The following is a 23,697-nucleotide window of genomic DNA, read 5'->3' as shown; positions in this document are numbered from 1 at the left end:
TAGAATTTAAATGTAGTAACATAAAGTTATCTTTAACAAGGAAGTGATGCGAATTAGAATAATCTAATATAGAAAAGGTAAGCTACAAAGAGCAAGTGGTGGATGCCTTGGCTAGTAGAGGCGATGAAAGACGTGCCAGGCTGCGATAAGTCTCGGGGAGCCGTCAAGGGGCTTTGATCCGGGAATTTCTGAATGGGGCAACCCAACTAATAGAGATATTAGTTACCGTATAACGGAGCGAACGAGGGGAATTGAAACATCTTAGTACCCTCAGGAAAAGAAATCAAAAGAGATTACGCTAGTAGCGGCGAGCGAACGCGTAAGAGGGCAAACCACTAGTTTACTAGTGGGGTTGTAGGACTGCAATATAGACTAAACTTAGCTAATAGAACGACCTGGAAAGGTTAGGCACAGAGGGTGATACCCCCGTATATGAAAGCTTTGTTTTACTTAGCAGTATCCTGAGTAGGGCGGAACACGTGATATTCTGTCTGAAGCTGGGTAGACCACTATCCAACCCTAAATACTACTACTAGACCGATAGTGCACAAGTACCGTGAGGGAAAGGTGAAAAGAACTGAGGTGATCAGAGTGAAATAGAACCTGAAACCATTTGCTTACAATCATTCAGAGCCCTATGATTTATCAGGGTGATGGACTGCCTTTTGCATAATGAGCCTGCGAGTTGTGATGTCTGGCGAGGTTAAGGAAACCCGGAGCCGTAGCGAAAGCGAGTCTTAATAGGGCGTTTAGTCAGACGTTGCAGACCCGAAACGATGTGATCTATCCATGAGCAGGTTGAAACCGGTGTAAGAACCGGCGGAGGACCGAACCCGCTAGCGTTGAAAAGCTATGGGATGACTTGTGGATAGGGGTGAAAGGCCAATCAAACATCGTGATAGCTGGTTCTCTCCGAAATATATTTAGGTATAGCGTCATGTAGTAACACTAGGGGGTAGAGCACTGAATGGGCTAGGGCATACACCAATGTACCAAACCCTATCAAACTCCGAATACCTAGTGTGTAATCATGGCAGTCAGGCGGCGAGTGATAAAATCCGTCGTCGAGAGGGGAACAACCCAGACTAACAGCTAAGGTCCCTAAATCTCATTTAAGTGGAAAACGATGTGGAGTTACTTAAACAACCAGGAGGTTGGCTTAGAAGCAGCCATCCTTTAAAGAAAGCGTAATAGCTCACTGGTCTAGTGATTCTGCGCGGAAAATATAACGGGGCTAAAATGAGTACCGAAGCTTTAGACTTAGTTTTACTAAGTGGTAGGAGAGCGTTGTATTTGCGTTGAAGGTATACCGGTAAGGAGTGCTGGAGCGAATACAAGTGAGCATGCAGGCATGAGTAGCGATAATTGGGGTGAGAATCCCCAACGCCGTAAACCCAAGGTTTCCTACGCGATGCTCGTCATCGTAGGGTTAGCCGGGTCCTAAGCAAAGTCCGAAAGGGGTATGCGATGGAAAATTGGTTAATATTCCAATGCCAACTATAATGTGCGATGGAAGGACGCTTAGAGTTAGAGGAGCCAGCGGATGGTAGTGCTGGTCGAAAGGTGCAGGTTGGAGTTCAGGCAAATCCGAACTCCTTTAAGCCGAGGCCTTACAGGTGCGTGAAGTTCTTCGGAATGAATCGTAAATCCTTGATACTGTCGAGCCAAGAAAAGTTTCTAAGTTTAGTTATAGTTGCCCGTACCGTAAACCGACACAGGTGGGTGGGATGAGTATTCTAAGGCGCGTGGAAGAACTCTCTTCAAGGAACTCTGCAAAATAGCACCGTATCTTCGGTATAAGGTGTGCCTAACTTTGTGAAGGATTTACTCCGTAAGCATTGAAGGTTACAACAAAGAGTCCCTCCCGACTGTTTACCAAAAACACAGCACTCTGCTAACTCGTAAGAGGATGTATAGGGTGTGACGCCTGCCCGGTGCTCGAAGGTTAATTGATGACGTTAGCTCTGCGAAGCGTTTGATCGAAGCCCGAGTAAACGGCGGCCGTAACTATAACGGTCCTAAGGTAGCGAAATTCCTTGTCGATTAAATATCGACCTGCATGAATGGCGTAACGAGATGGGAGCTGTCTCGAAGAGGGATCCAGTGAAATTGTAGTGGAGGTGAAAATTCCTCCTACCCGCGGCAAGACGGAAAGACCCCGTGGACCTTTACTACAGCTTGACACTGCTATTGGGATAAAAATGTGCAGGATAGGCGGGAGGCTTTGATCCATAGACGCCAGTTTATGGTGAGCCATTGTTGAGATACCGCTCTTTTTTATTCTGATAGCTAACTAGCTTGAGTTATCCTCAAGTAGGACAATGTCTGGTGGGTAGTTTGACTGGGGCGGTCGCCTCCCAAAATGTAACGGAGGCTTACAAAGGTTGGCTCAGAACGGTTGGAAATCGTTCGTAGAGTATAAAGGCATAAGCCAGCTTAACTGCGAGACATACACGTCAAGCAGAGACGAAAGTCGGTCTTAGTGATCCGGTGGTTCTGTGTGGAAGGGCCATCGCTCAAAGGATAAAAGGTACCCCGGGGATAACAGGCTGATCTCCCCCAAGAGCTCACATCGACGGGGAGGTTTGGCACCTCGATGTCGGCTCATCGCATCCTGGGGCTGGAGCAGGTCCCAAGGGTATGGCTGTTCGCCATTTAAAGCGGTACGCGAGCTGGGTTCAGAACGTCGTGAGACAGTTCGGTCCCTATCTGCCGTGGGCGTAAGAAGATTGAGGAGAGTTGACCCTAGTACGAGAGGACCGGGTCGAACCAACCACTGGTGTACGAGTTGTCCTGCCAAGGGCACCGCTCGGTAGCTATGTTGGGATGTGATAACTGCTGAAAGCATCTAAGCAGGAAGCCAACTCCAAGATGAATCTTCTTTTAAGAGCTCATATAGACTATGTGTTTGATAGGCTGGGTGTGTAATGGATGAAAGTCCTTTAGCTGACCAGTACTAATAGCTCGTCTGCTTATCTTTTAATAAGCATCACTTCCTTGTTAAGGGTAAAAACTTAATAAGATATGTTTTTATAAAACTTTGTTTATGACTTTTAACTTTATTTAGTAGTGTTAAATAAGAGATTTATATAATATATCTTTTATTTAACACTGCCCGTGACTATACAGACGAGGAAACGCCTTGCTCCATCTCGAACCAAGAAGCTAAGCTCGTCCTGGCTGATGATACTCTCCCTTACTGGGATGTTGGAAAAGTAGGTCGTTGCGGGCTTTGTTGTTTGTCTGCTTAGTTCTTATATTTTTAATCCTAGTTTTTATTAGTGTTACTTTCTGTCTAAGTACAAAATAAGTGTTATGAATGATTAATTTTTTTATATTAAAGCCCCAATGTATATGTCTTGATAAAATTTGATATAATTTTTTTTGGAATTTTAACAATGTTTTTATTATTTTTTAAATGAGTTGCGAAGTTTGAAAACCCAAAGCTTAAGCTACTTGATGCGATAGACAATAGTAGTAATAAAGTAGTAGGCTTAGTTAAGAAAGTCTTATTAAACAAAGACATAAGCGACGGAGTAAAAGCTAAAGCGGTAAATAGACTAACTAAAAATAAAATTAGTCAAGGTGTAAAAATTAGCCATATATCTACTAAAAACTCCAATAATAATTAAAAAGCCCTATATTTAGGGCTTACTCTCTTTTCAAAAAAACAAAAAATATTCTAACTTTGCCAAAATTGGGTAGATTTGGCACAGCCGTTAATGATAAATTGCCATTAAATTGCATAAAAGGAGCAAAGAAATGGCAATAACTACAACTGGGTTTCAAGCCCCAGCAACAAAAAGAGAAGGGCTAAAGCCTTCGGTATATGACAAAATAATTTTAATAGGTGCTGACGAGACGCCTATACTTAAACTTATTGGCACTTCAAGTGTTAAAGGCATAGAGCACTCCTGGCTAACTGACAGCTTAGCTGCGCCAAAGAAAAACGCACAGCTAGAGATTTCTGACTTTGACGATCAGATCAAATCAAGCGTGCAAAAAACCTCAAACGCAGTGCAAATTTTTACTTCAAACGTTAGCGTTTCAAGAAGTATGCAAGCAGTGGCAACTTATGGCGGTAAAGAGCTAGAGCGTGAGACAGCTAAAAGAGCAAAAGAGCATAAGCTAGATATGGAGTATGCTATTTTTGGTCTTGGTCGTGATGCTGATGTTAAAAAGAGCGTGTTTAAAGCACCGAGCGTTAGAACTGACGCAACAGCTGGCGAAATGGCAGGCTTATTTTATTTCTTGGCTAAAGGTGCGGCTGCATTTGCAAGTGGTAAGCGTGGCAATGTTGTAGCATTTGATAGCTCAGGCGATTGGAAAGGCACTCCAGCAGCACTAACTGAAACTATCTTATCTCAACTACTTCAAAACATTTGGGATGCAGGCACAACTCCAAAAGATGTGTTTATTGGTGCTGATCTAAAGCCAGCTATCAACAAAATAGTATTTAGATATCTTTTTAGACGTCAATTAATTATTTTAATATTAAAATTTATCGCTGAAAGATTGATGTTTGGTATCGCTAAAGCAATAATATCTATGTTTTTAGAGAATTTTGTTTGAATACAGCCAACAAATTTGCTGGCATGGTAAATTTGTATGGTTTTTAATTCAAAACATCCAAAAATATTTCACTAAATTCAGCCTATCTTTTCTTTTAGAAATTCCAAAATTTCTTGCGCTTTTTCATTTAGTGACTCTTTTGGGATCTGCAAGAAGCTGCCTTCTTTTAAGATCAAAGCTAGAAAATCATCAGTTTCGCAAGTACCAAGAAATGCACTAAACGAAAAATGAACCGTACTTGTCGCTGTGACAAACAAGACCTCATCATCATATATAACGATCTCTTGTTCGCGCTCAACATCGATGTTTGAGTAAATGGCTCTAGTAAATAAAACCGGCTTAACTACGGCCGCGTAAATATAAAGCAAGATCACGCCAACGCACAAAACGATGGCTAAATTTCTTGCCAAAGTAGAGATATCGTCCATATCAGAATATACTATTAACTCGTGCCCAGAAATGTCAAAAAGCGCGACCATAGCTACTCCGCATAGCACAGCAAATGGCAGCTCGATCGCCCTCATTAAAAATACAAATTTATTCTTTTTATAGACGGTGCGCGAGACTTCGTGTAGCAGTTTTTTAAATTTAGCATCATTTTTTATACTAAATTTCGCTCTAAATTTTTCATTTTGCATATTATCCCTTCAAATTTTGGCTAAATTTCATCCGTGATGATCTCTATCTTGCTCGTATCAACCAAACTGCCGTCTATGATGATCTCCTCTATCTTGCCAGCTCTTATAACGCCACTTTTTGGATTTTTCACACTTTTTACCGTGCTTTTTGTGCTAACATTGAGGCTTGAATACTCAAAAGCAAGGCTAGTATCCATAAAAATGCAATCTTTTACGACCAAATTTTCTACGTAGCAAAGTGCTTGCAAGCTCTTTATCGTGCAGTTTACGAGCGTCACATTTTTTGCATTCCAGGCTAGGTATTCGCCTGAGATGAGGCAGTTTTGCGCGAGCACGTTTTCGCAGTTCCAAAAGGCATCTTTTGATATGAGCTTTGAGTTTGTGATGCGAAGATTTTTGCAGCCATCAAAGCAGTAGTTGCCGTCTAAGCTTAGCCCATCAACCTCTAAATTTTCACTATTTGCCGCGAAATAATCCCCCCTTGCAAAGACATTTTTAAGCTTTACGTCCACACATCCCCAAAGTGTCTCGCTAGCGTCTGAGAAATTTACATTTTCTAGTAAAATTTGCGAGCTTTTTCTAAAGCTTTTTGGAGCGTTTATGAGCACGTCTTTAAAGCTTAAATTTTTGCTGTACCACATGCCAGCTCTTGCTAGAGGCTCGAGATAGCCGCTATTTAGCGTGATGTCGCTTGCGTACCAAAGTGGATATTTGTAGGCAAAAACGCACTCGTTTAGCTTTAAATTTGAGCTGTGTTTTAACGGCGACTCGCCATCTTCAAAGATGCAGTTTGTAAATTTCACCCCTTTTGCCCCAAACATCGCGCGTTCTCCTGTGAAAGTTTCGGCATTTCTCTCTTGCATTTTTGTCCTTTATGAAATTTTGCTCTCAAAATTATACTAGTTTTACTGCAAAGTGCCATTAAATTTACTTTAAAGACGCAAAGCGTTATAATCGCCCTAAAAAAGGAGCAAAAATGGGTTTAAAAGCAGACTCTTGGATAAGGAAAATGTCGGTTGAAAAGAAGATGATCGTGCCATTTGCCGAGGAGCAAGTGGGGCGTGGTGTCGTTAGTTACGGTGTTTCTAGCTACGGCTATGATATCCGTGTGGGCGATGAGTTTAAAATTTTCACAAATATCGGCGGAACTGTCGTTGATCCAAAGAATTTTGATGAGAAAAATGTGGTTGATTTTAAGGGCGATGTCTGCATAGTGCCGCCAAATTCTTTTGCTTTGGCACGCACGGTCGAGTACTTTAACATGCCTGATAACGTGCTAGCGATCTGTCTTGGCAAGAGTACATACGCAAGGTGCGGCATCATCGTAAATGTGACGCCTTTTGAGCCGGGATTTAAGGGGCATATCACGATAGAAATTTCAAATACGACGCCGCTTCCTGCGAAGATCTACGCAAACGAGGGCATCGCACAGGTGCTATTTATAGAGGGTGATGAGCCTTGCGAGGTGACTTATGCTGATAAAAACGGCAAATACCAAGCTCAAGAAGGCATCACGCTGCCTAGAATTTTAAAATAATTTTCATGCCTTTGCGACCTTGCAAAGGCTAAATTTATCGCCCACTTTTTATAAAAACCCTAAACAATAACGAAATTTTGACGAAATAGAAGCTAGAAAGAGCGAAGCTTTGATAAACAAATTTTAAATTTGGCACAGCTTTTGCTTAAAAATTTATAAAAATTAACTCTAATTAGCCATTTATAAATCAAAAATGACTAGCAAAAAGGTGCAAAATGTTTAACAACAAATCGATATTGATCACCGGCGGAACAGGAAGTTTTGGTAAAAAGTACACCGAAATTTTGTTAAAAAAATATAAGCCAAAAAGGCTAGTTATCTACTCACGCGACGAGCTAAAGCAGTACGAAATGGCCCAAATGTTTAAAGATAAGGCTATGCGTTTTTTCATCGGCGACGTGAGGGACTATAAGCGCTTAAGAACTGCGATGAACGGCATAGACTACGTCATCCACGCGGCTGCGATGAAACACGTACCAATCGCAGAATACAACCCAATGGAGTGCATAAAAACTAACATAGATGGCGCTCAAAACGTCATCGACGCCTCTTTGGAGTGCGGCGTTAGCAAAGTGATCGCGCTCTCAACTGACAAGGCATGCAACCCTGTAAATTTATATGGAGCCACAAAGCTAGCCAGCGATAAGCTCTTTGTCGCTGCAAACAACATCGTAGGCGAGAAAAAGACGAGATTTAGCGTCGTAAGATATGGAAACGTCGTTGGTTCACGTGGCTCCGTGGTGCCGCTCTTTAAAAAGCTGATCGCACAAGGGGAACAAGAGCTGCCAGTCACTCACGAAAAGATGACTAGGTTTTGGATCACGCTTGAGCAAGGCGTAAATTTCGTCCTTAAAAACTTTGAAAGGATGAAGGGCGGTGAAATTTTCATACCAAAGATCCCGTCGATGACGATGGTCGATCTTGCAAAAGCCCTTGCACCAGACCTTGGCATAAAGATCATCGGCATTCGCCCAGGGGAAAAGATGCATGAGATGATGATATCAAGAGATGACGCGCATTTAACCTATGAATTTGATGATTATTACGTGATAAGCCCGTCTATTCAGTTCACAATGGCGCAGGACTTCTCGACAAATGCTCTTCATCAAAAGGGCAAACCAGTGAGCGAGGACTTTGAATATAGCTCAAATACAAATAAAATTTGGCTCGATAGAGCAGGCCTTCTTGAGATGATAGGGGACGGCAAATGATACCTTACAGCCGCCAGCAGATCACAGAAGAAGATATTAAGGTAGTAGCAGATGCGCTAAGAGACGACATCTTAACAGGTGGCCAAAAGGTCAGTAGCTTTGAAGAGGAGCTGGCAAAGTATGTTGGTGTAAAGCATGTTGTCGTTATGAACTCAGCCACTTCGGCTCTGCACGTAGCCTATCTTAGCCTAGGCGTAAAGGCTGGCGATGAAGTGATCACGACGCCTATCACCTTTGCAGCCACTGCAAATGCGGCTTTGATGGCAGGAGCGCAGGTCAAATTTTGCGACATAAAAGCAAATGGCAACATCGATGAAGAGAAAATTCCAGCTCTAATCACGCCAAAGACAAAGGTGATAACTGCGGTTGATTACGGCGGTAACCCTGTGGAGCTAGATCAGATCATAAATTTAGCCAAAAAACACGGTATAAAAGTGATAGACGACGCCTCTCATGCCCTTGGTAGCGTGCAAAATGGCGTAAAAGTGGGCGTTAAGGCTGATATTAGTATATTTAGCTTTCATCCGGTAAAGCCTATCACCACGCTTGAGGGCGGCGCGCTTGCTACAAACGACGATGAGCTTGCAAGGCTAGCAAGGCTATATAGAAGCCATGGCATCGCTAAAACAAAGCTTTGGGATAGTGACATGAGCCTGCTTGGATACAACTACAGGATAACAGACGTGGCCTGCGCTTTGGGGCTTAGCCAGCTAAAAAGGCTGGACGACTTTATCGCTAAAAGAAACGAGATAGCTAAATTTTATGATGAGAAATTTAGTGGGTGTGAATATTTTAAAATCATAAAAATTCCAGCAAATACAACTAGCTCAAGGCACTTATATCCAGTGCTTTTGGATGAGAAATTTTGGGATAAAAAAGAGCAAATTTTTGAAGCACTCTTGCAAAAGGGCGTTGGTGTGCAGGTGCACTATAAGCCAACATATAAATTTAGCTTTTATAAAGCGCTTCTTGGCGAAATTTCACTGCCAAATGCGGAGAAATTTTATAGCGCCGAGCTTAGCTTGCCGTGCCATCACGGAATGAGCGTGGATGATGCTAAATTTGTTGCAAGCACACTTTTTGACGTGCTAAAAAGCTTTAGCGAGTAAAAATGATCTGTATCATACCAGCAAGAGGTGGCAGCAAGAGAATACCTGGCAAAAACATAAAAGACTTTTTAGGCAAGCCTTTAATCGCATATAGCATCGAATCTGCGCTAAATTCTAAAGTTTTTAGCGACGTAATCGTAAGCACCGATGACGAAATGATCGCAAATGTGGCTAGAGAATTTGGGGCTAGCGTGCCATTTTTTAGAGAGGCGAGCCTAAGCGACGACTACGCAACTAGCACCGACGTGATAAAAGATGCGATAAGACGCGCGAATTCTAGCTTTAGTGACGTCTGCTGCCTTTATGCCACAGCACCGCTTATAACGGCTGAAATTTTAAAAGAGGCTGCTGACGAGTTTAAAAAAGATGAGTGTGAATTTCTATTTTCAGCCACTGCGTTTGACTTTCCTATCCAGCGAGCCATAAAACTTGATGAAAATGCTAGAGTTAGCATGTTTTATCCGCAGTTTGAAAAGACGCGCTCGCAAGATCTAGAGCCTGCGTTTCATGATGCTGGAGCATTTTACTTTGGTAAAAAAGAGGCTTGGTTGGAGTGCAGCGCTATCTTTGCGCCACACTCAAAGGCATATTTACTGCCAAGAAATTTAGTCTGCGACATAGATACGCTAGAGGATTTTGAGTTTGCTAAAAAGCTTTATTTGATAAATAATGGAAAGATCTGATTGAAAGAATTTAAAGGACTCCCCCTGCTAAAAACGCTCGTGCGCGCCGATAGTAGCAGCAAGATAGGGCATGGGCACATCAGGCGAGACCTTTTGCTTGCTAAAAAATTTAGCGACATCTCATTTGCTTCATTGAGGCTTGAAGGTGACATTTTTGATGAGATAAACTACCCTAAATTTAGCCTAAGAAGTGGCGAGATAGATGAGCTTTGCGAACTTATAAAAGATAATAAATTTAAGCTTCTAATAATCGACCACTACGGCTTTAGCTTTGATGACGAAAGAGCTATAAAAGAAAAAACTGGCGTTAAAATTTTATCATTTGATGATACTTATGAAAAACATTTTGCAGACTATATTTTAAACGTAAATTTGTATGCACAAAAGGCAAGATATGAGGAGCTGGTAGAAAAAGGCTGTGAGGTCTTTTGTGGAAGCGAGTTTTTGCTAGTTAGAGATGAGTTTTACGAAGAAGTGCAGGTAAAAAGGGAGAAAATTTACGACTACGCTATCATTCTTGGGGGCACTGATATCTCTGGGCTAAGCGCTAAAATTTCAGAAAAGCTACTCTTAAAAAAGCTAAAAACAGCCGTCATAACAACAAGTGGAAATAAAAACTTAAGCGCCCTAAAAGAGTTATCAAGTAAGAGCGAAAATTTTAGTCTTTTTGTAGATAGTAAAAACGTAGCAAGGCTGATGAATGAAGCCAAAATGCTCATCATAACAGCAAGCTCGCTCGTAAATGAAGCTTATGTTTTGGGAACTAATTTTAAAGCTGTTTGCGTGGCTGATAATCAAAAAGAAATCTTTGCTTGGCTCAAAGAAAATGGCTATGAAGCTTTTTGGGGAGATGAAATTTGCTTGAACTTATAAATTTTACCTCGCTTAATGGCGAGCAAAAGCTGATGGTCTTAAAGTGGCGAAACGACGAGCGTATAGCTAAATTTATGAAAAACAAAAGCGTTGGTAAAGAGGAGCATTTTGCTTTTTTAGAGAGATTAAAGAGCATTCAAGATAAGATCTATTTTTTAGTAAAGGACGAAAGCGAATTTATCGGAGTGGTGAGCTTTGTTGATATCACGAAAGAAAGTTGTGAATTTGGCGTTTATAAAAACCCAGAGCTAAAAGGAGTTGGCAAAAAGCTGCTTGATCTCATAAAAGAGTACGCATTTTTCACATTAAAAGTTGGCTCGCTAAAGGCAAAAGCTTATAATAACAACGAAAAAGCACTCGCACTTTATGAAAATTTTGGCTTTAAAATTTACGCAAAAGATGATGAATTTAGCTATCTTGAGCTTAAAAATGAAACGGACTAGAGGATGAAAATAGGAAATTTTGATACAGACAAAAAGGTCTTTATAATAGCAGAGCTCTCAGCCAACCACAGCGGTAGCCTAAAAACGGCGGTAGATACGATAAAGGCGGCCAAGCGCGCTGGAGCTGACGCGATAAAGCTTCAGACATATACGCCTGATAGTTTGACTCTAAATTCGCACCTAGATGATTTTGTCATAAAGGGCGGACTTTGGGATGGGAGAAATTTATACGAGCTTTATCAAGAGGCGCTAACGCCAAAAGAGTGGCATGCTGAGCTTTTTAAAGTGGCAAAAGAAGAGGGACTTGTCTGCTTTTCAAGCCCGTTTTGCAAGGACGATGCGAATTTTTTAGAGCAGTTTAACCCGCCAGCTTACAAGATCGCAAGCTTTGAGGTGACGGATTATGATTTTGTAGAGTTTGTAGCCAAAAAAGGTAAGCCTATCATCATCTCAACTGGCATAGCCTACGAAGAAGAGATAAGAGAGGTGGTGCAAATTTGCAAAAATGCAGGCAATAGCGACATCGCCCTTTTAAAATGCACCTCAAGCTATCCAGCGCCGCTAAATGGTATGAATTTGCAAACCATTGCAGATATGAGAGAGAAATTTGGCGTTGAGGTTGGCTTTTCAGACCACACTCTAGGCGTGACAGCTCCAGTTGTGGCGGTTAGTTTGGGCGCTAGGATAGTTGAAAAACATTTTATACTTGATAAAAGCGTAAAAAGCGTTGATAGCGCATTTAGCCTTGATGAGAGCGAATTTGCTCTTATGACAAAGTGCGTTAGAGAGGCTGAGGAGCTTTTGGGTAGGGTAAACTACGAGCTAGATGAAAAAGCGGTTTTAAACAGGAGATTTTCTCGCTCACTTTATGCAAGTGCAGATATAAAAAAAGGTGAAATTTTTAGCGAGCAAAATGTAAGGAGCGTGCGCCCAGGATATGGCCTACATCCTAAATTTTTAAAAGAGCTGATCGGCAAAAAAGCAAAAAGAGATATAAAATTTAGCGAGAGATTAACAAAAGAGGATCTATAAGGAGGAAAAATGGCTATTAAATTTCATGATGGTGTCGTTGCGCCACAAGAAAAAAGTGAAGAGAGAGCAAAAGAATACGCCCAAACTGTCAATAAAATAGAAAATGCTGTTTTTAGAAATAACCTAAATGCGCTATTTTCTCAAGACGAGATCTTAGCTACTAGGCTCTTTTCTTTGGGCGAGCAAAAAAACTATGAAGTATTTATCGGCAAAGATCCGATCGATATAAACATAATAGACAAAAAAACTCTATCTTATGTCTATGAAAAGCCAGCTTCTGATATACAAAATATGCTTGAAGGGCTTGGTGCCGAGTGTAAGCGCTATCCAGTGATGTTTTTTTATGGACTTGGCAACGGAGTATTTTACAAAGCTTTGCTTTATAACCAAACTCATCAGCATATAATAGTCGTCGAACCAGACCTTGAGATACTTTACATCACGTTAAATTTAGTCGATCTATCAAAAGAGCTACTTAGTGAAAGGCTTATCATATTTTATTCAGAGCTTACAACCTATTCGCAAATTTATCAGCTCATGATAGGTCAGGTTTACTCAGTCTATGCTAAGACATATAACTTTCACATCCACACGCCTTTTTATGATAAATTTGCAGATGACTACAATAGAATTAATCAATTTTTTGTAAGAGCTATTTCGCAGGTTGTTACGTCACATGGAAATAGCGTAGATGACCTACTTCAAGGTGTTAGAAACAACACCGAAAACCTGCCTCAGCTGATAAAGGGCTATGTCTATCAAGACCTCATAAAAAAAAGAAAAGGCCTTATGGATACGGCTGTGATAGTAGCTACTGGACCAAGCTTGGACAAACAGCTTGACACACTTAAGAAATTTGCCCCTTATGTTACTGTTATCAGCCTAGATGCTTCTTTGCCGATACTTGCAAAGCATGGCATCAAACCAGACTATGTTACATCTATAGAAAGGGTTATAGAGACATCAAGCTTTTTTAAAAAGAGAAATGGAAATTTAGATAAGGATGCATACTTTATCGTAGCATCGCTAACGCATCCTCAAAGTGTAAAAAATATCTTGCCAAGACGCCTAGTGCTTACGTTTCGACCACAGGCTGAACGCGGTATGGGTTTAAACAAGCATGGTTATCTTGGCATCGGACTTAGCACGGCAAATCAAGCCTATCAACTAGCCTATACTCTAGATCATAAAAATATAGTCTTGATAGGTCAAGACCTAGCCTTTGCACCAGATGGCAAAAGCCACGCAACAGGTCATGCTTTTGCGCAAGCGGATGAAAATTTATACACTACAGCTTACGGCGGAGTAGGCGAGGTTAGAACTACTTATGTTTGGGATAAATTTAAAAACCAATATGAATCAGACATTGAATCAACAAATAAAAAAGGTATAAAAAACTACAACTGCACAGAAGGTGGAGCTATGATAAAAGGCACCATAGAAAAGCCTTTTATTCAAGTTATGGAGGAGCTTACTCGCGGCAAAGAGATAAAAAATTTACCTCACATTAGCTTGCCTAGTGAAAAGACCGTAAAAAAAGAGCTTTTGCAAGCCTATAAATTTATACAAACTAAGATCAAATTTGAAGAAGAGATAAAACAAAAGCTTGAAGAGGTCTTTTTAGAAATCACTCCAGATATAGACAAAATGATAGAGATAAGAGATAAAGGAGAACTTGGCGAGAAGCATTTCAAGAAACTATTATCTATAACTAAAAAGATAGATAAGATCAAAAATTTCGTAGGAAGACAACAATATAGACGATATATCGAATACATCTTGTCGATCTCTGTATATTACCAAGAGCTTGAGCTTGCTAAAATTTCAGTTGAATCTAGTGACGAAGTTATGCAAAAGGTAAATAAACTAGCAGAGTGGGTTGAGATGCATAAGTATTGGATATTTTCTCTAGCGGGCGGTTTAGATGCTGAGATAAAAACTACAAAGAAAGCTAGTAAAAATTTACTTAAGGAAGTTAAAAAGCTTGGACTTATATAAGCCAAGCTTTTCAAACATAGACAAACCAAATCTCAAATAATTTTATAAAATGCCTTTGAAGTTTCTATCTTTGAAGGCTTTTATTCAAAACACTATTTTACATATTGATTTTATTGCTTATAAATTTAAAAAGCCCCAAAGCTAGGCTTTGAGGCTTGGGGGTTTGCGTATTGTAAAAGCATTAACACATTAAGGCTTTGCTACTGCTACAAAGCCCTATTTAAAACTTCACTCAGCTCCTACTACTGTAGTAGCTTCATTACGTTTTGTTGAACGCTGTTTGCTTGACTCATAGCATAAGCACCTGATTGAGCTAGGATGTTATGTTTTGAGAAGTTAGCAGACTCGCTAGCAAAATCTACGTCTCTGATTTGAGACTCTGCTGATTTTACGTTAACTTGAGTTACAGTGATGTTATTAACTGTAGCTTGAAGTTGGTTTTGAACTGAACCAAGGTCTGAACGAATTTGATCAAGTGTTTTTTGAGCTGACTCAGCGATACTCATAACGGCCATCGCACCGCGAAGTGTCATAACACCAGCAGCTTGATTTGATGTCATAGCACCACTATTGTTCATCCTAGTAAAGCCCATAGCAGCAGCTAGAGTTTTATCTATCTGACCTTTGATCTCACGCAAAGAAACAGATGCTTGAGCGCCACCGTTACTACCAGTTTTAGTAGCACTAAAAGCCACTGATAATTTACTGCCGATGTTGCCAGTATCCATCTTAATGTCACGTCCATCAAGTTTTACTAGGTTTAATCTTCCGATAAACATAGTAGATAGTGCTGTTCCCAATGATGTCGCATTTTTACCTTCTCCAGCATAACCAAAAACAGCAGACATGTTGTTTGCAACATTAGCTGCATCTGCTTTTGATTTAGCTTGTATAGCGCGACCATCTACTGATGTAAGCACTAGCTTGCCTTTGTCAAGTGAAGCTGTTACGCCAGTTTGGTCTTTAACAGCATTGATAGCGTTTATAAGTGCGCCATTTTCGTCATTTGCTTTAACGCTAATGTCGCCTATTTTAACGCCATTTATCTCTAAATCTTTCATCTCGCCAGCAGCGATAGCTTTGTTTCCTACCCAAGTAACATCATAAGTAGCACGAACGCCAGTTTCTTTTGCAACTTTGTTGATGTTCTCTGCTAGAGCACCTACACCTTTACCAAGACCAAACGAGAGAGTAGCAGCTTGAGCTTTTACGTTATTTACACCATCTACGTTAAGGAAAGTGATACTAACTGCACCAGCTGCACCAACTGTAAGTAGTTTTGAACTCTCAAAACGTGTAAGACCGATCTTGTCAGATGTAGTCGCACCAATACTTGCTTTAACAGTTTGGTTTGAATAAGCACCTATTTGGAATTCTTTATTAGAGAATGTTCCGTTTAGTAGTTGCTGACCGTTAAATGAAGTAGTGTTACCGATATTGTCAAGCTCCTCCATTAGACGAACGATATCAGCTTGCAATGCTTGGCGTGATTGAGTTGTTTGGCCGTCTTGAGCTGATTGAGTAGCTTTAGCTTTGATAGTGTCAAGAACTTTTAACTGCTCGTCCATAGCTTTGTCGGCAACTTGAATGATACCAATAGCATCATTACCATTTGCAATAGCTTGACCTAGAGCTGAAGCTTGGCTTCTTAAGCTATCTGCGATAGATAGACCTGAAGCGTCATCTGCAGCTGTTTGGATACGAAGACCTGAGCTAAGTTTACCAAGTGACTTAGATAGGTCAGTGTTGTTGCTAACTGCGTTAGCGTGTGTGTTAAGTGCGTTTACGTTTGTGTTAATACGAAAACTCATTGTAAATCCTTTTAATTTTTTATGTTACGACTTCGTGCCGCACGAAAACTATATCGCTTGATTTTGAAAAAAGTTTATAGATGAAGTAAAAAATTTATATCATAAAAACATTTGATGTAAAATTTCCTTTAACTCTTCGACCTGTTTGCCCTCTAACTCGCCAACTTTTGAAACAAATCTATCAACACTTACACATCTTATCTGATCGCAAAGTATTTTTGCTTCTTTATCAAGCAACTCAAAATTTACCCTATAAGGCGCATCAAAGCCTTTGCTGGTAATGGGTGCAATGAGCCTAGTTTGTAGATAGTCAAGCTGGGGTGGTGAAATGATGACGCAAGGTCTAGTTTTTTGTATCTCGGCTCCTATCGTTGGATCAAGGCTTATAAACCAAATTTCATATCTGCTCATCACCACTGCCACTCTTTATCGCTTATGTTGGTAGCTTCAAACCCACTATCTATTTTTTCACTTTGTGCTAGTTTTCTAAGCTCTAAAGTATCCCACTCGTCTATATCGCTTTGTTTTACTGGTCTTAAAAAAATGCCATCTTTTAAAATTTCAAGAGAAATTTTTTTAAATCCAAACTGCTCTATAACAGCCTTTGGAAGCCTTATGCCTTGAGAATTTCCTATTTGGATTAAATTTATTATCATGCGTTTGCTCCTTTTGTGTAATCATATTATAATTACATTTAAAAGTACTTAAAGAGATTTTATGGTTTCAATCGATTTTATTTCTGCTACAATTACGCCAAAAAATTCAAAGGCTATATATAAATGAAAAGCTTAATCATCGTGGAATCTCCTGCAAAAGCAAAGACTATCAAGAATTTCTTAGACAAAAGCTACAACGTCATCGCCTCAAAAGGCCACATCAGAGACCTGCCAAAAACGAGCTTTGGCATCAAGATAGAGGATGATAAATTTACCCCAGAGTATCGCATCAGCAGTGATCACTCCGCCATCGTAAAAGAGATAAAAGAGCTTGCTAAGGGTGCAGATGAAATTTACCTTGCGACCGATGAGGATAGAGAGGGTGAGGCGATCGCATTTCACATCGCAAACGCTATCGGCAAAGAGCCAACCAGCCTGCCTCGCATCGTCTTTCACGAGATCACAAAAAGCGCCATACAAAACGCTCTAAAAAGCCCAAGACACGTCGATATGAACAGCGTCAATGCCCAGCAAACAAGGCGTTTGCTCGACCGCATCGTTGGCTACAAGCTAAGTCCGCTTTTAAATTTAAAGATACAAAAAGGCTTAAGCGCTGGCAGGGTGCAAAGTGCGGCGCTAAAGATAATAGTTGATCGCGAGCGTGAAATTCAGGCATTTAAGCCGGTTGAATACTACACTATAGACACCGTTTTTAAAAAAGACCTAGACGCTGAGCTAGTTAAATTTGAAAACCAAAAGATCGAAAAGCTAACCATCCAAAATCCAGACCGCGCAAAATATATCATTGAAAATTTACAAAATGAGAAATTTAGCGTCCGTGAGATCGAGAGCAAGGATAGAAAGATCCAGCCAAGCCCGCCATTTATGACTTCAACACTTCAGCAAAGTGCGAGCAACCGCCTTGGCTTTAGCCCTAAAAAAACGATGATGATCGCGCAAAGCCTCTATGAGGGCGTGCAAACAAACGAGGGCTTCATGGGTGCGATCACTTACATGAGAACGGACAGCCTAAATTTAGCCAAAGAGGCCGTCGCAGCCGCTAGAGAGCACATCCTTCAAAACTACGGCAAAGAGTATCTGCCAGCCAAAGCGATAAGCTACACGACAAGCTCAAAAGGTGCGCAAGAAGCCCACGAAGCGATCCGCCCTACAAATTTAAACTTCACACCGCAAATCGCAGCTAAATTTCTAGAAAAAGATGCACTCAAACTATACACGCTCATCTACAATAGATTTTTAGCCTGCCAAATGAGCGCATGTGTGAGCCAAACGCAAAACGTCTATGTCGCAAGCGAAAAAGGCGAGTTTAAGATAAGTGGCAGAAAGGTGCTATTTGACGGCTTTTACAAGGTTTATGGCGAGCTTGATAAGGATAAAATTTTGCCAAATTTAAAAAAGGGCGACGAGATGAGTTTGCAAAGCATAAAAAGCACGCAAAACTTCACCGAGCCACCAGCTAGGTACTCAGAGGCTGGCCTTGTTAAAAAGCTAGAAAGCCTAGGGATTGGCCGCCCAAGCACCTACGCACCGACCATCTCGCTACTAACATCAAGAGACTACGTGAGGATCGAGAAAAAGCAGCTCATACCAAACGAGATCGCATTTAGCATGATAGGCGTTTTAGAGGAACACTTTAGCAACATCGTCGATAGCGAATTTACCTCACATCTTGAAGAAAAGCTCGATGAGATCGCACTTGACAAGGCTGACTGGCAAAAGGTGCTAAGCGACTTTTACTATCCATTTATGGAAAAAATCAGCGCTGGAAAAACTGGCATAAAAAGCCTAAAAACAGCAACTCCTATCGGCGAGAAGTGCCCAGAGTGTGGAAGCGAGCTAGTGCTTAGAAAGGGCAGATATGGCGAGTTTATCGCTTGTTCAAATTTCCCAAAATGCAAATACTCAAGAAATGTCGCAAAAGATAATGAAAAGAGCGCAGATGCAGGCACTACTGTGGCAACTAAGCCAAAACGTGAGCTTAAAAAGCTTGACGTGCCATGTCCAAAATGCGGTGGCGAGATCGTAGAGAGATTTAGCAGGCGCGGTAAATTTTATGGATGTGCCAACTATCCAAAATGCGACTTCATCTCAAACTACGAGCCAGTCGCGCAAAAATGCGACGAGTGCGGCGGCGATATGATCAAAAAAGAGCTTAAAAAAGGCACTTTTATAGAGTGCACAAAGTGCAAGAAAAAGACGTTAGTTTCTGAAAACTAAAAACTTCTAGCCAAATTTAAGCTTTTGAGCCTAAATTTGGCTTTTATAAATTTGGACTTTAAATGCCTGAAACTATCGTAGAAGTTAGCCAGTATAAAGGGCAAAAGAGCCTTGTGATAAACTGCACGCAGCTAGGCGACAGCTTCACGCCACAGTATAAAACCGCCAAGCAAAAAAGAGCCGTGCTTGATGAGTGGTGCGACTTTTTAAGAAGCGAGCAAGAGGCGTTTGACGAGCTTAACTTTTGCACCAAAATGCCTCAGGAGCTCTTTGACGCGGTGTGCTGCCAAAGAAATTTAAAGAGCCTTCACATAAAATGGGGCTCGTATGAGAGCCTTGACGCGCTGGCTGATCTTTCTAGTCTAAAGAGCCTTTTTGTAGGCTCTGGTGCTAGTGTAAAAAGCATAGCACCGATCGCTAAACTTGTCGCGCTTGAAAGCCTAGCTGTGGAGAATTTTCAAAAGATAAGTGACTACTCTGTATTTTCAAATTTGCAAAATTTAAAGAGCTTAGAGATCAGTGGTGACGGACTTTCGCCAAAATTTATCCACATAGAAAGCCTAGAGTTTTTACACCAGATGCCAGGACTTACGAGCCTTGTGATCTTGGTGGCTAGGATAAAGAGCAAGGACTACTCGCCCATCTTATCTCTAAAATCCCTCACTCACCTTAGCTTGCCGCCACAACATGCACTTTTTGGACTTTTTGATGAGCTTAGTGCTTTGCCAAATTTAAAAACAGGGCTTTTAAAAGAGAGAGAGCGTAAATTTATAAGAAAAGATGATCCTGTAAAATTTAAATTTTTTACATAGTTTTATTTCTAAGAGCAAATTTTAAAACTTTACTCACTCGCCTTAGCAACTTACCAAATTCAGGCCTCGTTATCACTTGCCACTGAATTTGGAAGCGTGATATGCTCGCTCGTAAATTTTAAAATTTGCTTGACACTTGCATGATGATAAAACGCATGCGACGCAAAGCGCTATCGCATGCACTTCTAACGTGCGAGGGGGTTTTACTTCGACTTCGTCTCGTAACTGCAAGCAGACAGGGGATTTAAAAAGGGGGATAAGGGGACGGCTTTGCTTCTCAGGTTCGCAACTGCAAGCAGAACGTAACTCGAGTCCCCTTATCTCCCTTTTGAATAAAAAGAATTTACAAATTCAATCAAACTATTCTTACAAATTTTAAAATTCCATTCACTCGCAAGAATTGACTACTAAAATTTGGCTTCGCTTATCGCTTAGCTCAAATTTTAGAGCCGAAATTACTCGTTCATGAAATTTTAAAATTTGCGTGAGTTTTTGCAAAATAACAAGCCGCTCTACTTAAATTTTAAACCTACCAAAGCTATAATACGCCCCAAAAAAAGGATCAAAAATGAAAACAATCATGCTTTGTGCGATATGCTCCGTCATGCAGGGAAACTGCGGCGAAGACTGCACTTATTGCACGCAAAGTGCAAAAGCTGGCGCTGATATCACGAAATTTAAAGAAAAAAGCGTGCAGCAGGTGGTGGATGAGGCCAAAATGGCTTATAAAAACCACGCTCTTGGCTTTTGTTTAGTCACAAGTGGCGCCAGGCTAAATGACAAAAAGACCGACTACATCGCATCTTTAGCAAGAGCAGTGCATAAAGAAGTGCCAAATTTGATGCTCATCGCATGTAACGGCATGGCGACTTACGAGCAGCTTTGTGAGCTCAAAAATGCTGGCGTTTTTAGTTACAACCACAACCTAGAAACTAGCCGCGAATATTTCCCCAAAATCTGCACAACGCACTCTTGGGACGAGAGATATCAGACAAATTTAGACGCAAAAAGGGCTGGGCTCATGCTTTGCACTGGCGGAATTTACGGCGTTGGCGAGAGCGAGGCCGACAGGGTGAGCTTTAGAGCGAGCCTAAAAGAGCTTGAGCCGTTTTCATCGCCTATAAATTTTTTCATAAAAAGCGACGCTCTAAGGCTTGATCAGCCACCTCTTAGTGCGGATGAAGCCCTAAAAATCGTGCGTGAGACCAAAAGCGCGCTACCAGAAACTAGGGTCATGATAGCTGGTGGCAGGGAGAAGATATTGGGCGAGAGGCAGTACGAGATCTTCGAAAATGGCGCCGATGCGATCGTGATAGGCGACTACCTCACCGCAAAGGGCGAGAAGGCGAGCAAGGACATCGAGGAGCTTACAAAGCGCGGTTTTAGCTTCGCAAGTATCTGCCACTAATGCTAGTAAATTTACTTTGTGCAGGGCTTGGGGGCTTTATTGGAGCTGGGTGCAGGTTTTTAGCTGGCGAGCTGCTAAAATTTAGCCACTTTCCGCTAGCCACACTTGGCGTAAACGTGCTTGGCAGCTTCATTATCGGCGTTTTATTTTGCCTAAATTTAAGCCAAAGCGTGAGGGTTTTCTTAGTCGTTGGCATACTTGGTGGCTTTACCACGTTTTCAAGCTTTAGCCTTGATAGCGTTAAATTTTTACTAGAAGGCGAACTCATAAAAGGCTTTTTAAATATAATTTTAAATTTAAGCCTTTGCCTGATCGCAAGCTATTTTGGCATTTTGCTTGGTAAAAATTTATGAATTTAAGTAAAACTGTTTGCAAAATTAAAATTCACTAGAGTTTATAACCGCATGCAGTGCTTTTAGCACGATTGCATGCCCCTTGAACATGCGAGGGATTTTTACTTCGACTTCATCTTGCAACTGCAAGCAGACGAGGGATTTAAAAAGGGGGATAAGGGGACGGCTTCGTAATTCAAGTCCCCTTGTCTCCCTTTTGAATAATTTGAATAAAAAGAAATTTACAAATTTAATAAAGCTATTTTTCAAATTTTAAAATCTCACTCACTCGCAAGAATTGACTACTAAAATTTGACTTCGCTTTCAGCTTAGCTCAAATTTTAGAGCCGAAATTACTCGTTCATGAAATTTTAAAATTTACTTGACACCTATCCAATTTAACAAAGCTATTCTTCAAATTTTAAAATTTTACTCACTCGCCTTAGCAGACTACTAAATTTAGGCCGCACTTCGTTTAGCACTAAATTTAGAGCCGTGATATGCTCGCTCATAAATTTTAAAATTTGCAAGAAATTTAACAAAACCCCATGCAGTGCGAAGCTTCGCCACATGCATCTCTCTACCTAGCTTCTATCTTTGGCATCTGCAGCATAAAATTTCTAGCTTCGCTTAAAAGCACTGGTTTGAGCGCATCTGCCAAGGTTTTTGGATCGTAAATTCTCTCATACGAAAGCATCAAAACTCCATCTTTTTTAAGCAAAAAATGGATTATTTCTATATTTTTGCTCTTAGTTTCATCTTTTATAAGAGCTAAAATTTGATCATTTTCTTCGCTAAAAAGCACGTTTTTATCTTGCTTAAGAGCCTTTTTTAGCTCTTCTAGCTCGCTTTTTGTCTTGACATCTTTGTCAAACTTTACCTTAAACGAGGCAAAGTGCTCGTCCATATTTTCATTTTTTAAAAAGTAAAAGCTCTCGTTTTTAACCACTTGCTTTTTATAAAATGTGCTCCCATCAAACCTAAAACTCTCAACCAAGCTTAGCTCATCTGCCAAAGAAAAGACACCAAAAAGCAGCAAAATAAAAAGGCTAAATTTACGCATAAAATTTCACTCCAAATTTCTAAAATAGCCACCATTTTGCCCAAATTTCGCTTAGCTTAATCAAAAAATAACAAAGCTTTTTATACAATCAGGCATTTTTATTTTAAGGATCTTTTTGCAGTTACATCAAGCAAGCGAGCTTAGCATCCTTGTCGTTTTGGCATTTATCGTCTTTGCTTCGCCTTATATTTCTAAAATTTTACGCATACCAGTTGCTCCTGCTGAGATACTACTTGGAGCGGTTGCCGGCTACATCGGAGTCGTTAGCAACAACGAGATGTTTAAGCTCATCAGCGAAGTTGGCTTTTTCTTTTTGATGTTTCTAGCTGGCATGGAGATCGATCTTAGGATGCTCATAAACATCGACCGTAAAATTTTGCGCCTTGGGCTCATCTACCTTGCGCTCATCTACGCTCTAGCCACGGCCCTGACGCTAGGACTTGAGCTTAGCCTGCTTTACATCATCATCATCCCGATAATGGCCGTTGGTATGGTATTTACACTATTTAAGGAATATGGCAAGCAGCAAGAGTGGCTAAATTTAAGCATGCTAATAGCAACTATCGGCGAGCTTTTAAGCATCACGCTTCTAACATTTACCGCTGCTTACTTGCAGTTTGGAGCGAGCATAAATTTGTGGCTAACGATTGGCTATTTGATCCTGTTTTTGGCTATCAGCGTGCTTAGTTTTAAAATTTTGGACGTGCTTTTTTGGTGGTATCCGGGACTTAAAGTGGTGCTTATGCCACACTACGACAAGGACGAGAAGGACATCAGGCTTTGTATCGCGGTATTTTTCACGATGATAGCCTTGATGCTATATCTAAATTTAGAAGTCGCCTTTGGTGCGTTTATCGCAGGTATGTTTATCACGACATTTTTTGATCACAAAAAGGACTTGCCACACAAGCTTTCAAGCTTTGGATTTGGCTTTTTAGTGCCGATATTTTTCATCCACATAGGCTCGACTTTCAAGCTTTCAAGCCTAGGATCTAGCGAAGTGATAAAGGATGCTATTTTTATATTTTTAGCGATGCTTGGCACGAGAGTTGTATCTAGTTTGCTCTTTTTGGGCAAGCTTGGCTTTAGAGGGATATTTTTGTTTTCAGTTTCGCAGTCTATGCCGCTCACTCTTTTGATCGCAGTTGCTACTATCGCACACAAATCAGGCGAGATAAGTGACTATTCTTACTCATCTTTCATCCTAGCAAGCCTCGCACAAGCTATAATAGGAGCTATAATCATCAAAATTTTAATGCAATCAAAAAGCAAGGAGTAAAA

General features: G+C 40.7%; 21 protein-coding genes and 2 rRNA genes. 16 read left to right on the top strand and 7 right to left on the bottom strand.

All coding sequences use genetic code 11. The features are described 5' to 3' along the window. Positions 1-75 precede the first annotated feature (75 nt). The 3 genes from CVT08_RS09060 (at position 76) to CVT08_RS09050 (ending at position 4,572) form a co-directional block, all read left to right on the top strand. Positions 76-2,980, top strand: a 23S ribosomal RNA gene (locus tag CVT08_RS09060). Between the two features lie 133 nt (positions 2,981-3,113). Then, positions 3,114-3,232: ribosomal RNA gene (gene rrf / locus CVT08_RS09055) — 5S ribosomal RNA — on the top strand. 530 nt (positions 3,233-3,762) lie between these two features. Continuing rightward, positions 3,763-4,572, top strand: coding sequence for an SU10 major capsid protein (locus tag CVT08_RS09050; RefSeq protein WP_159070998.1), 810 nt, complete (start codon positions 3,763-3,765; stop codon positions 4,570-4,572). 77 nt (positions 4,573-4,649) lie between these two features. Here CVT08_RS09050 and CVT08_RS09045 read toward each other — a convergent pair whose 3' ends face one another. Together CVT08_RS09045 and CVT08_RS09040 are read right to left on the bottom strand one after the other, a co-directional pair. Continuing rightward, positions 4,650-5,210 (bottom strand): YcxB family protein, encoded by a 561-nt coding sequence (locus CVT08_RS09045; protein ID WP_107855698.1) that lies wholly within the window; start codon positions 5,208-5,210, stop codon positions 4,650-4,652. 20 nt (positions 5,211-5,230) lie between these two features. Next, positions 5,231-6,073, bottom strand: a complete 843-nt coding sequence (locus tag CVT08_RS09040) for a DUF3737 family protein (RefSeq protein WP_107855699.1) — start codon at positions 6,071-6,073, stop codon at positions 5,231-5,233. 113 nt (positions 6,074-6,186) lie between these two features. Here CVT08_RS09040 and dcd point away from each other — a divergent pair, with 113 nt between their 5' ends. From dcd to CVT08_RS09000, 8 genes are all read left to right on the top strand, one after another. Further along, positions 6,187-6,747 carry a dCTP deaminase gene (gene dcd / locus CVT08_RS09035; RefSeq protein ID WP_021092836.1) on the top strand — a complete coding sequence of 187 codons (561 nt, stop codon included), beginning with the start codon at positions 6,187-6,189 and terminating at the stop codon, positions 6,745-6,747. A 215-nt stretch (positions 6,748-6,962) separates the two neighbouring features. Next, a complete protein-coding gene (gene pseB, locus CVT08_RS09030; protein ID WP_107855700.1) occupies positions 6,963-7,958 on the top strand; it encodes a UDP-N-acetylglucosamine 4,6-dehydratase (inverting) in 996 nt (331 codons plus the stop codon). Next, positions 7,955-9,067, top strand: coding sequence for a UDP-4-amino-4,6-dideoxy-N-acetyl-beta-L-altrosamine transaminase (pseC, locus tag CVT08_RS09025; protein ID WP_107855701.1), 1,113 nt, complete (start codon positions 7,955-7,957; stop codon positions 9,065-9,067). The genes pseB and pseC overlap by 4 nt, the downstream gene beginning before the upstream one ends. A 2-nt stretch (positions 9,068-9,069) precedes the next feature. Next, the gene (gene pseF, locus CVT08_RS09020; protein ID WP_103598646.1) at positions 9,070-9,750 is read left to right on the top strand and encodes a pseudaminic acid cytidylyltransferase; all 681 of its coding nucleotides are present in this window, start codon (positions 9,070-9,072) and stop codon (positions 9,748-9,750) included. Beyond that, on the top strand, positions 9,751-10,623 hold the full coding sequence (gene pseG / locus CVT08_RS09015; protein ID WP_107855702.1) for a UDP-2,4-diacetamido-2,4,6-trideoxy-beta-L-altropyranose hydrolase: 873 nt from the start codon (positions 9,751-9,753) through the stop codon (positions 10,621-10,623). After that, positions 10,608-11,066, top strand: a complete 459-nt coding sequence (gene pseH / locus CVT08_RS09010; protein WP_103598656.1) for a UDP-4-amino-4,6-dideoxy-N-acetyl-beta-L-altrosamine N-acetyltransferase — start codon at positions 10,608-10,610, stop codon at positions 11,064-11,066. The genes pseG and pseH overlap by 16 nt, the downstream gene beginning before the upstream one ends. Positions 11,067-11,069: 3 nt before the next feature. After that, complete coding sequence (gene pseI / locus CVT08_RS09005; protein ID WP_103598648.1) at positions 11,070-12,098, top strand: pseudaminic acid synthase; 1,029 nt, start codon at positions 11,070-11,072, stop codon at positions 12,096-12,098. A 9-nt stretch (positions 12,099-12,107) separates the two neighbouring features. Next, a complete protein-coding gene (locus CVT08_RS09000) occupies positions 12,108-14,096 on the top strand; it encodes a motility associated factor glycosyltransferase family protein (RefSeq protein ID WP_107855703.1) in 1,989 nt (662 codons plus the stop codon). 242 nt (positions 14,097-14,338) lie between these two features. On the opposite strand, the gene CVT08_RS08995 is transcribed toward CVT08_RS09000, so the two are convergent. From CVT08_RS08995 to CVT08_RS08985, 3 genes are all read right to left on the bottom strand, one after another. After that, complete coding sequence (locus tag CVT08_RS08995) at positions 14,339-15,907, bottom strand: flagellin B (RefSeq protein ID WP_107855704.1); 1,569 nt, start codon at positions 15,905-15,907, stop codon at positions 14,339-14,341. A gap of 99 nt (positions 15,908-16,006) precedes the next feature. Then, on the bottom strand, positions 16,007-16,318 hold the full coding sequence (locus CVT08_RS08990) for a type II toxin-antitoxin system PemK/MazF family toxin (RefSeq protein ID WP_107855884.1): 312 nt from the start codon (positions 16,316-16,318) through the stop codon (positions 16,007-16,009). Then, positions 16,318-16,563: an AbrB/MazE/SpoVT family DNA-binding domain-containing protein gene (locus tag CVT08_RS08985; RefSeq protein WP_103598651.1), complete on the bottom strand. Its 246-nt coding sequence runs from the start codon at positions 16,561-16,563 to the stop codon at positions 16,318-16,320. The genes CVT08_RS08990 and CVT08_RS08985 overlap by 1 nt, the downstream gene beginning before the upstream one ends. Positions 16,564-16,686: 123 nt before the next feature. On the opposite strand from CVT08_RS08985, the gene topA reads away from it, so the two are divergent. The 4 genes from topA to crcB all read left to right on the top strand — a co-directional run bounded on the left by topA (position 16,687) and on the right by crcB (position 21,374). Next, positions 16,687-18,801 (top strand): type I DNA topoisomerase, encoded by a 2,115-nt coding sequence (gene topA, locus CVT08_RS08980; RefSeq protein WP_107855705.1) that lies wholly within the window; start codon positions 16,687-16,689, stop codon positions 18,799-18,801. A gap of 62 nt (positions 18,802-18,863) precedes the next feature. Next, positions 18,864-19,613 (top strand): hypothetical protein, encoded by a 750-nt coding sequence (locus tag CVT08_RS08975; RefSeq protein WP_107855706.1) that lies wholly within the window; start codon positions 18,864-18,866, stop codon positions 19,611-19,613. Positions 19,614-20,181: 568 nt separating this feature from the next. After that, the gene (locus CVT08_RS08970) at positions 20,182-21,021 is read left to right on the top strand and encodes a biotin synthase (protein WP_107855707.1); all 840 of its coding nucleotides are present in this window, start codon (positions 20,182-20,184) and stop codon (positions 21,019-21,021) included. Continuing rightward, complete coding sequence (crcB, locus tag CVT08_RS08965) at positions 21,021-21,374, top strand: fluoride efflux transporter CrcB (RefSeq protein WP_107855708.1); 354 nt, start codon at positions 21,021-21,023, stop codon at positions 21,372-21,374. The genes CVT08_RS08970 and crcB overlap by 1 nt, the downstream gene beginning before the upstream one ends. A gap of 386 nt (positions 21,375-21,760) precedes the next feature. Here crcB and CVT08_RS08960 read toward each other — a convergent pair whose 3' ends face one another. Continuing rightward, complete coding sequence (locus tag CVT08_RS08960; protein ID WP_159070999.1) at positions 21,761-21,925, bottom strand: hypothetical protein; 165 nt, start codon at positions 21,923-21,925, stop codon at positions 21,761-21,763. Positions 21,926-21,933: 8 nt separating this feature from the next. Beyond that, complete coding sequence (locus tag CVT08_RS08955; protein ID WP_107855709.1) at positions 21,934-22,416, bottom strand: hypothetical protein; 483 nt, start codon at positions 22,414-22,416, stop codon at positions 21,934-21,936. Positions 22,417-22,531: 115 nt separating this feature from the next. Between CVT08_RS08955 and CVT08_RS08950 the strand changes: the two genes are divergently transcribed. Beyond that, complete coding sequence (locus CVT08_RS08950; RefSeq protein WP_107855710.1) at positions 22,532-23,695, top strand: cation:proton antiporter; 1,164 nt, start codon at positions 22,532-22,534, stop codon at positions 23,693-23,695. The last annotated feature ends 2 nt before the right edge of the window (positions 23,696-23,697 follow it).

The organism is Campylobacter concisus (assembly GCF_003048835.2).
GTDB classification, from domain to species: Bacteria; Campylobacterota; Campylobacteria; order Campylobacterales; family Campylobacteraceae; genus Campylobacter_A; species Campylobacter_A concisus_D.
This window is presented reverse-complemented; position numbering and strand designations above follow the sequence as displayed.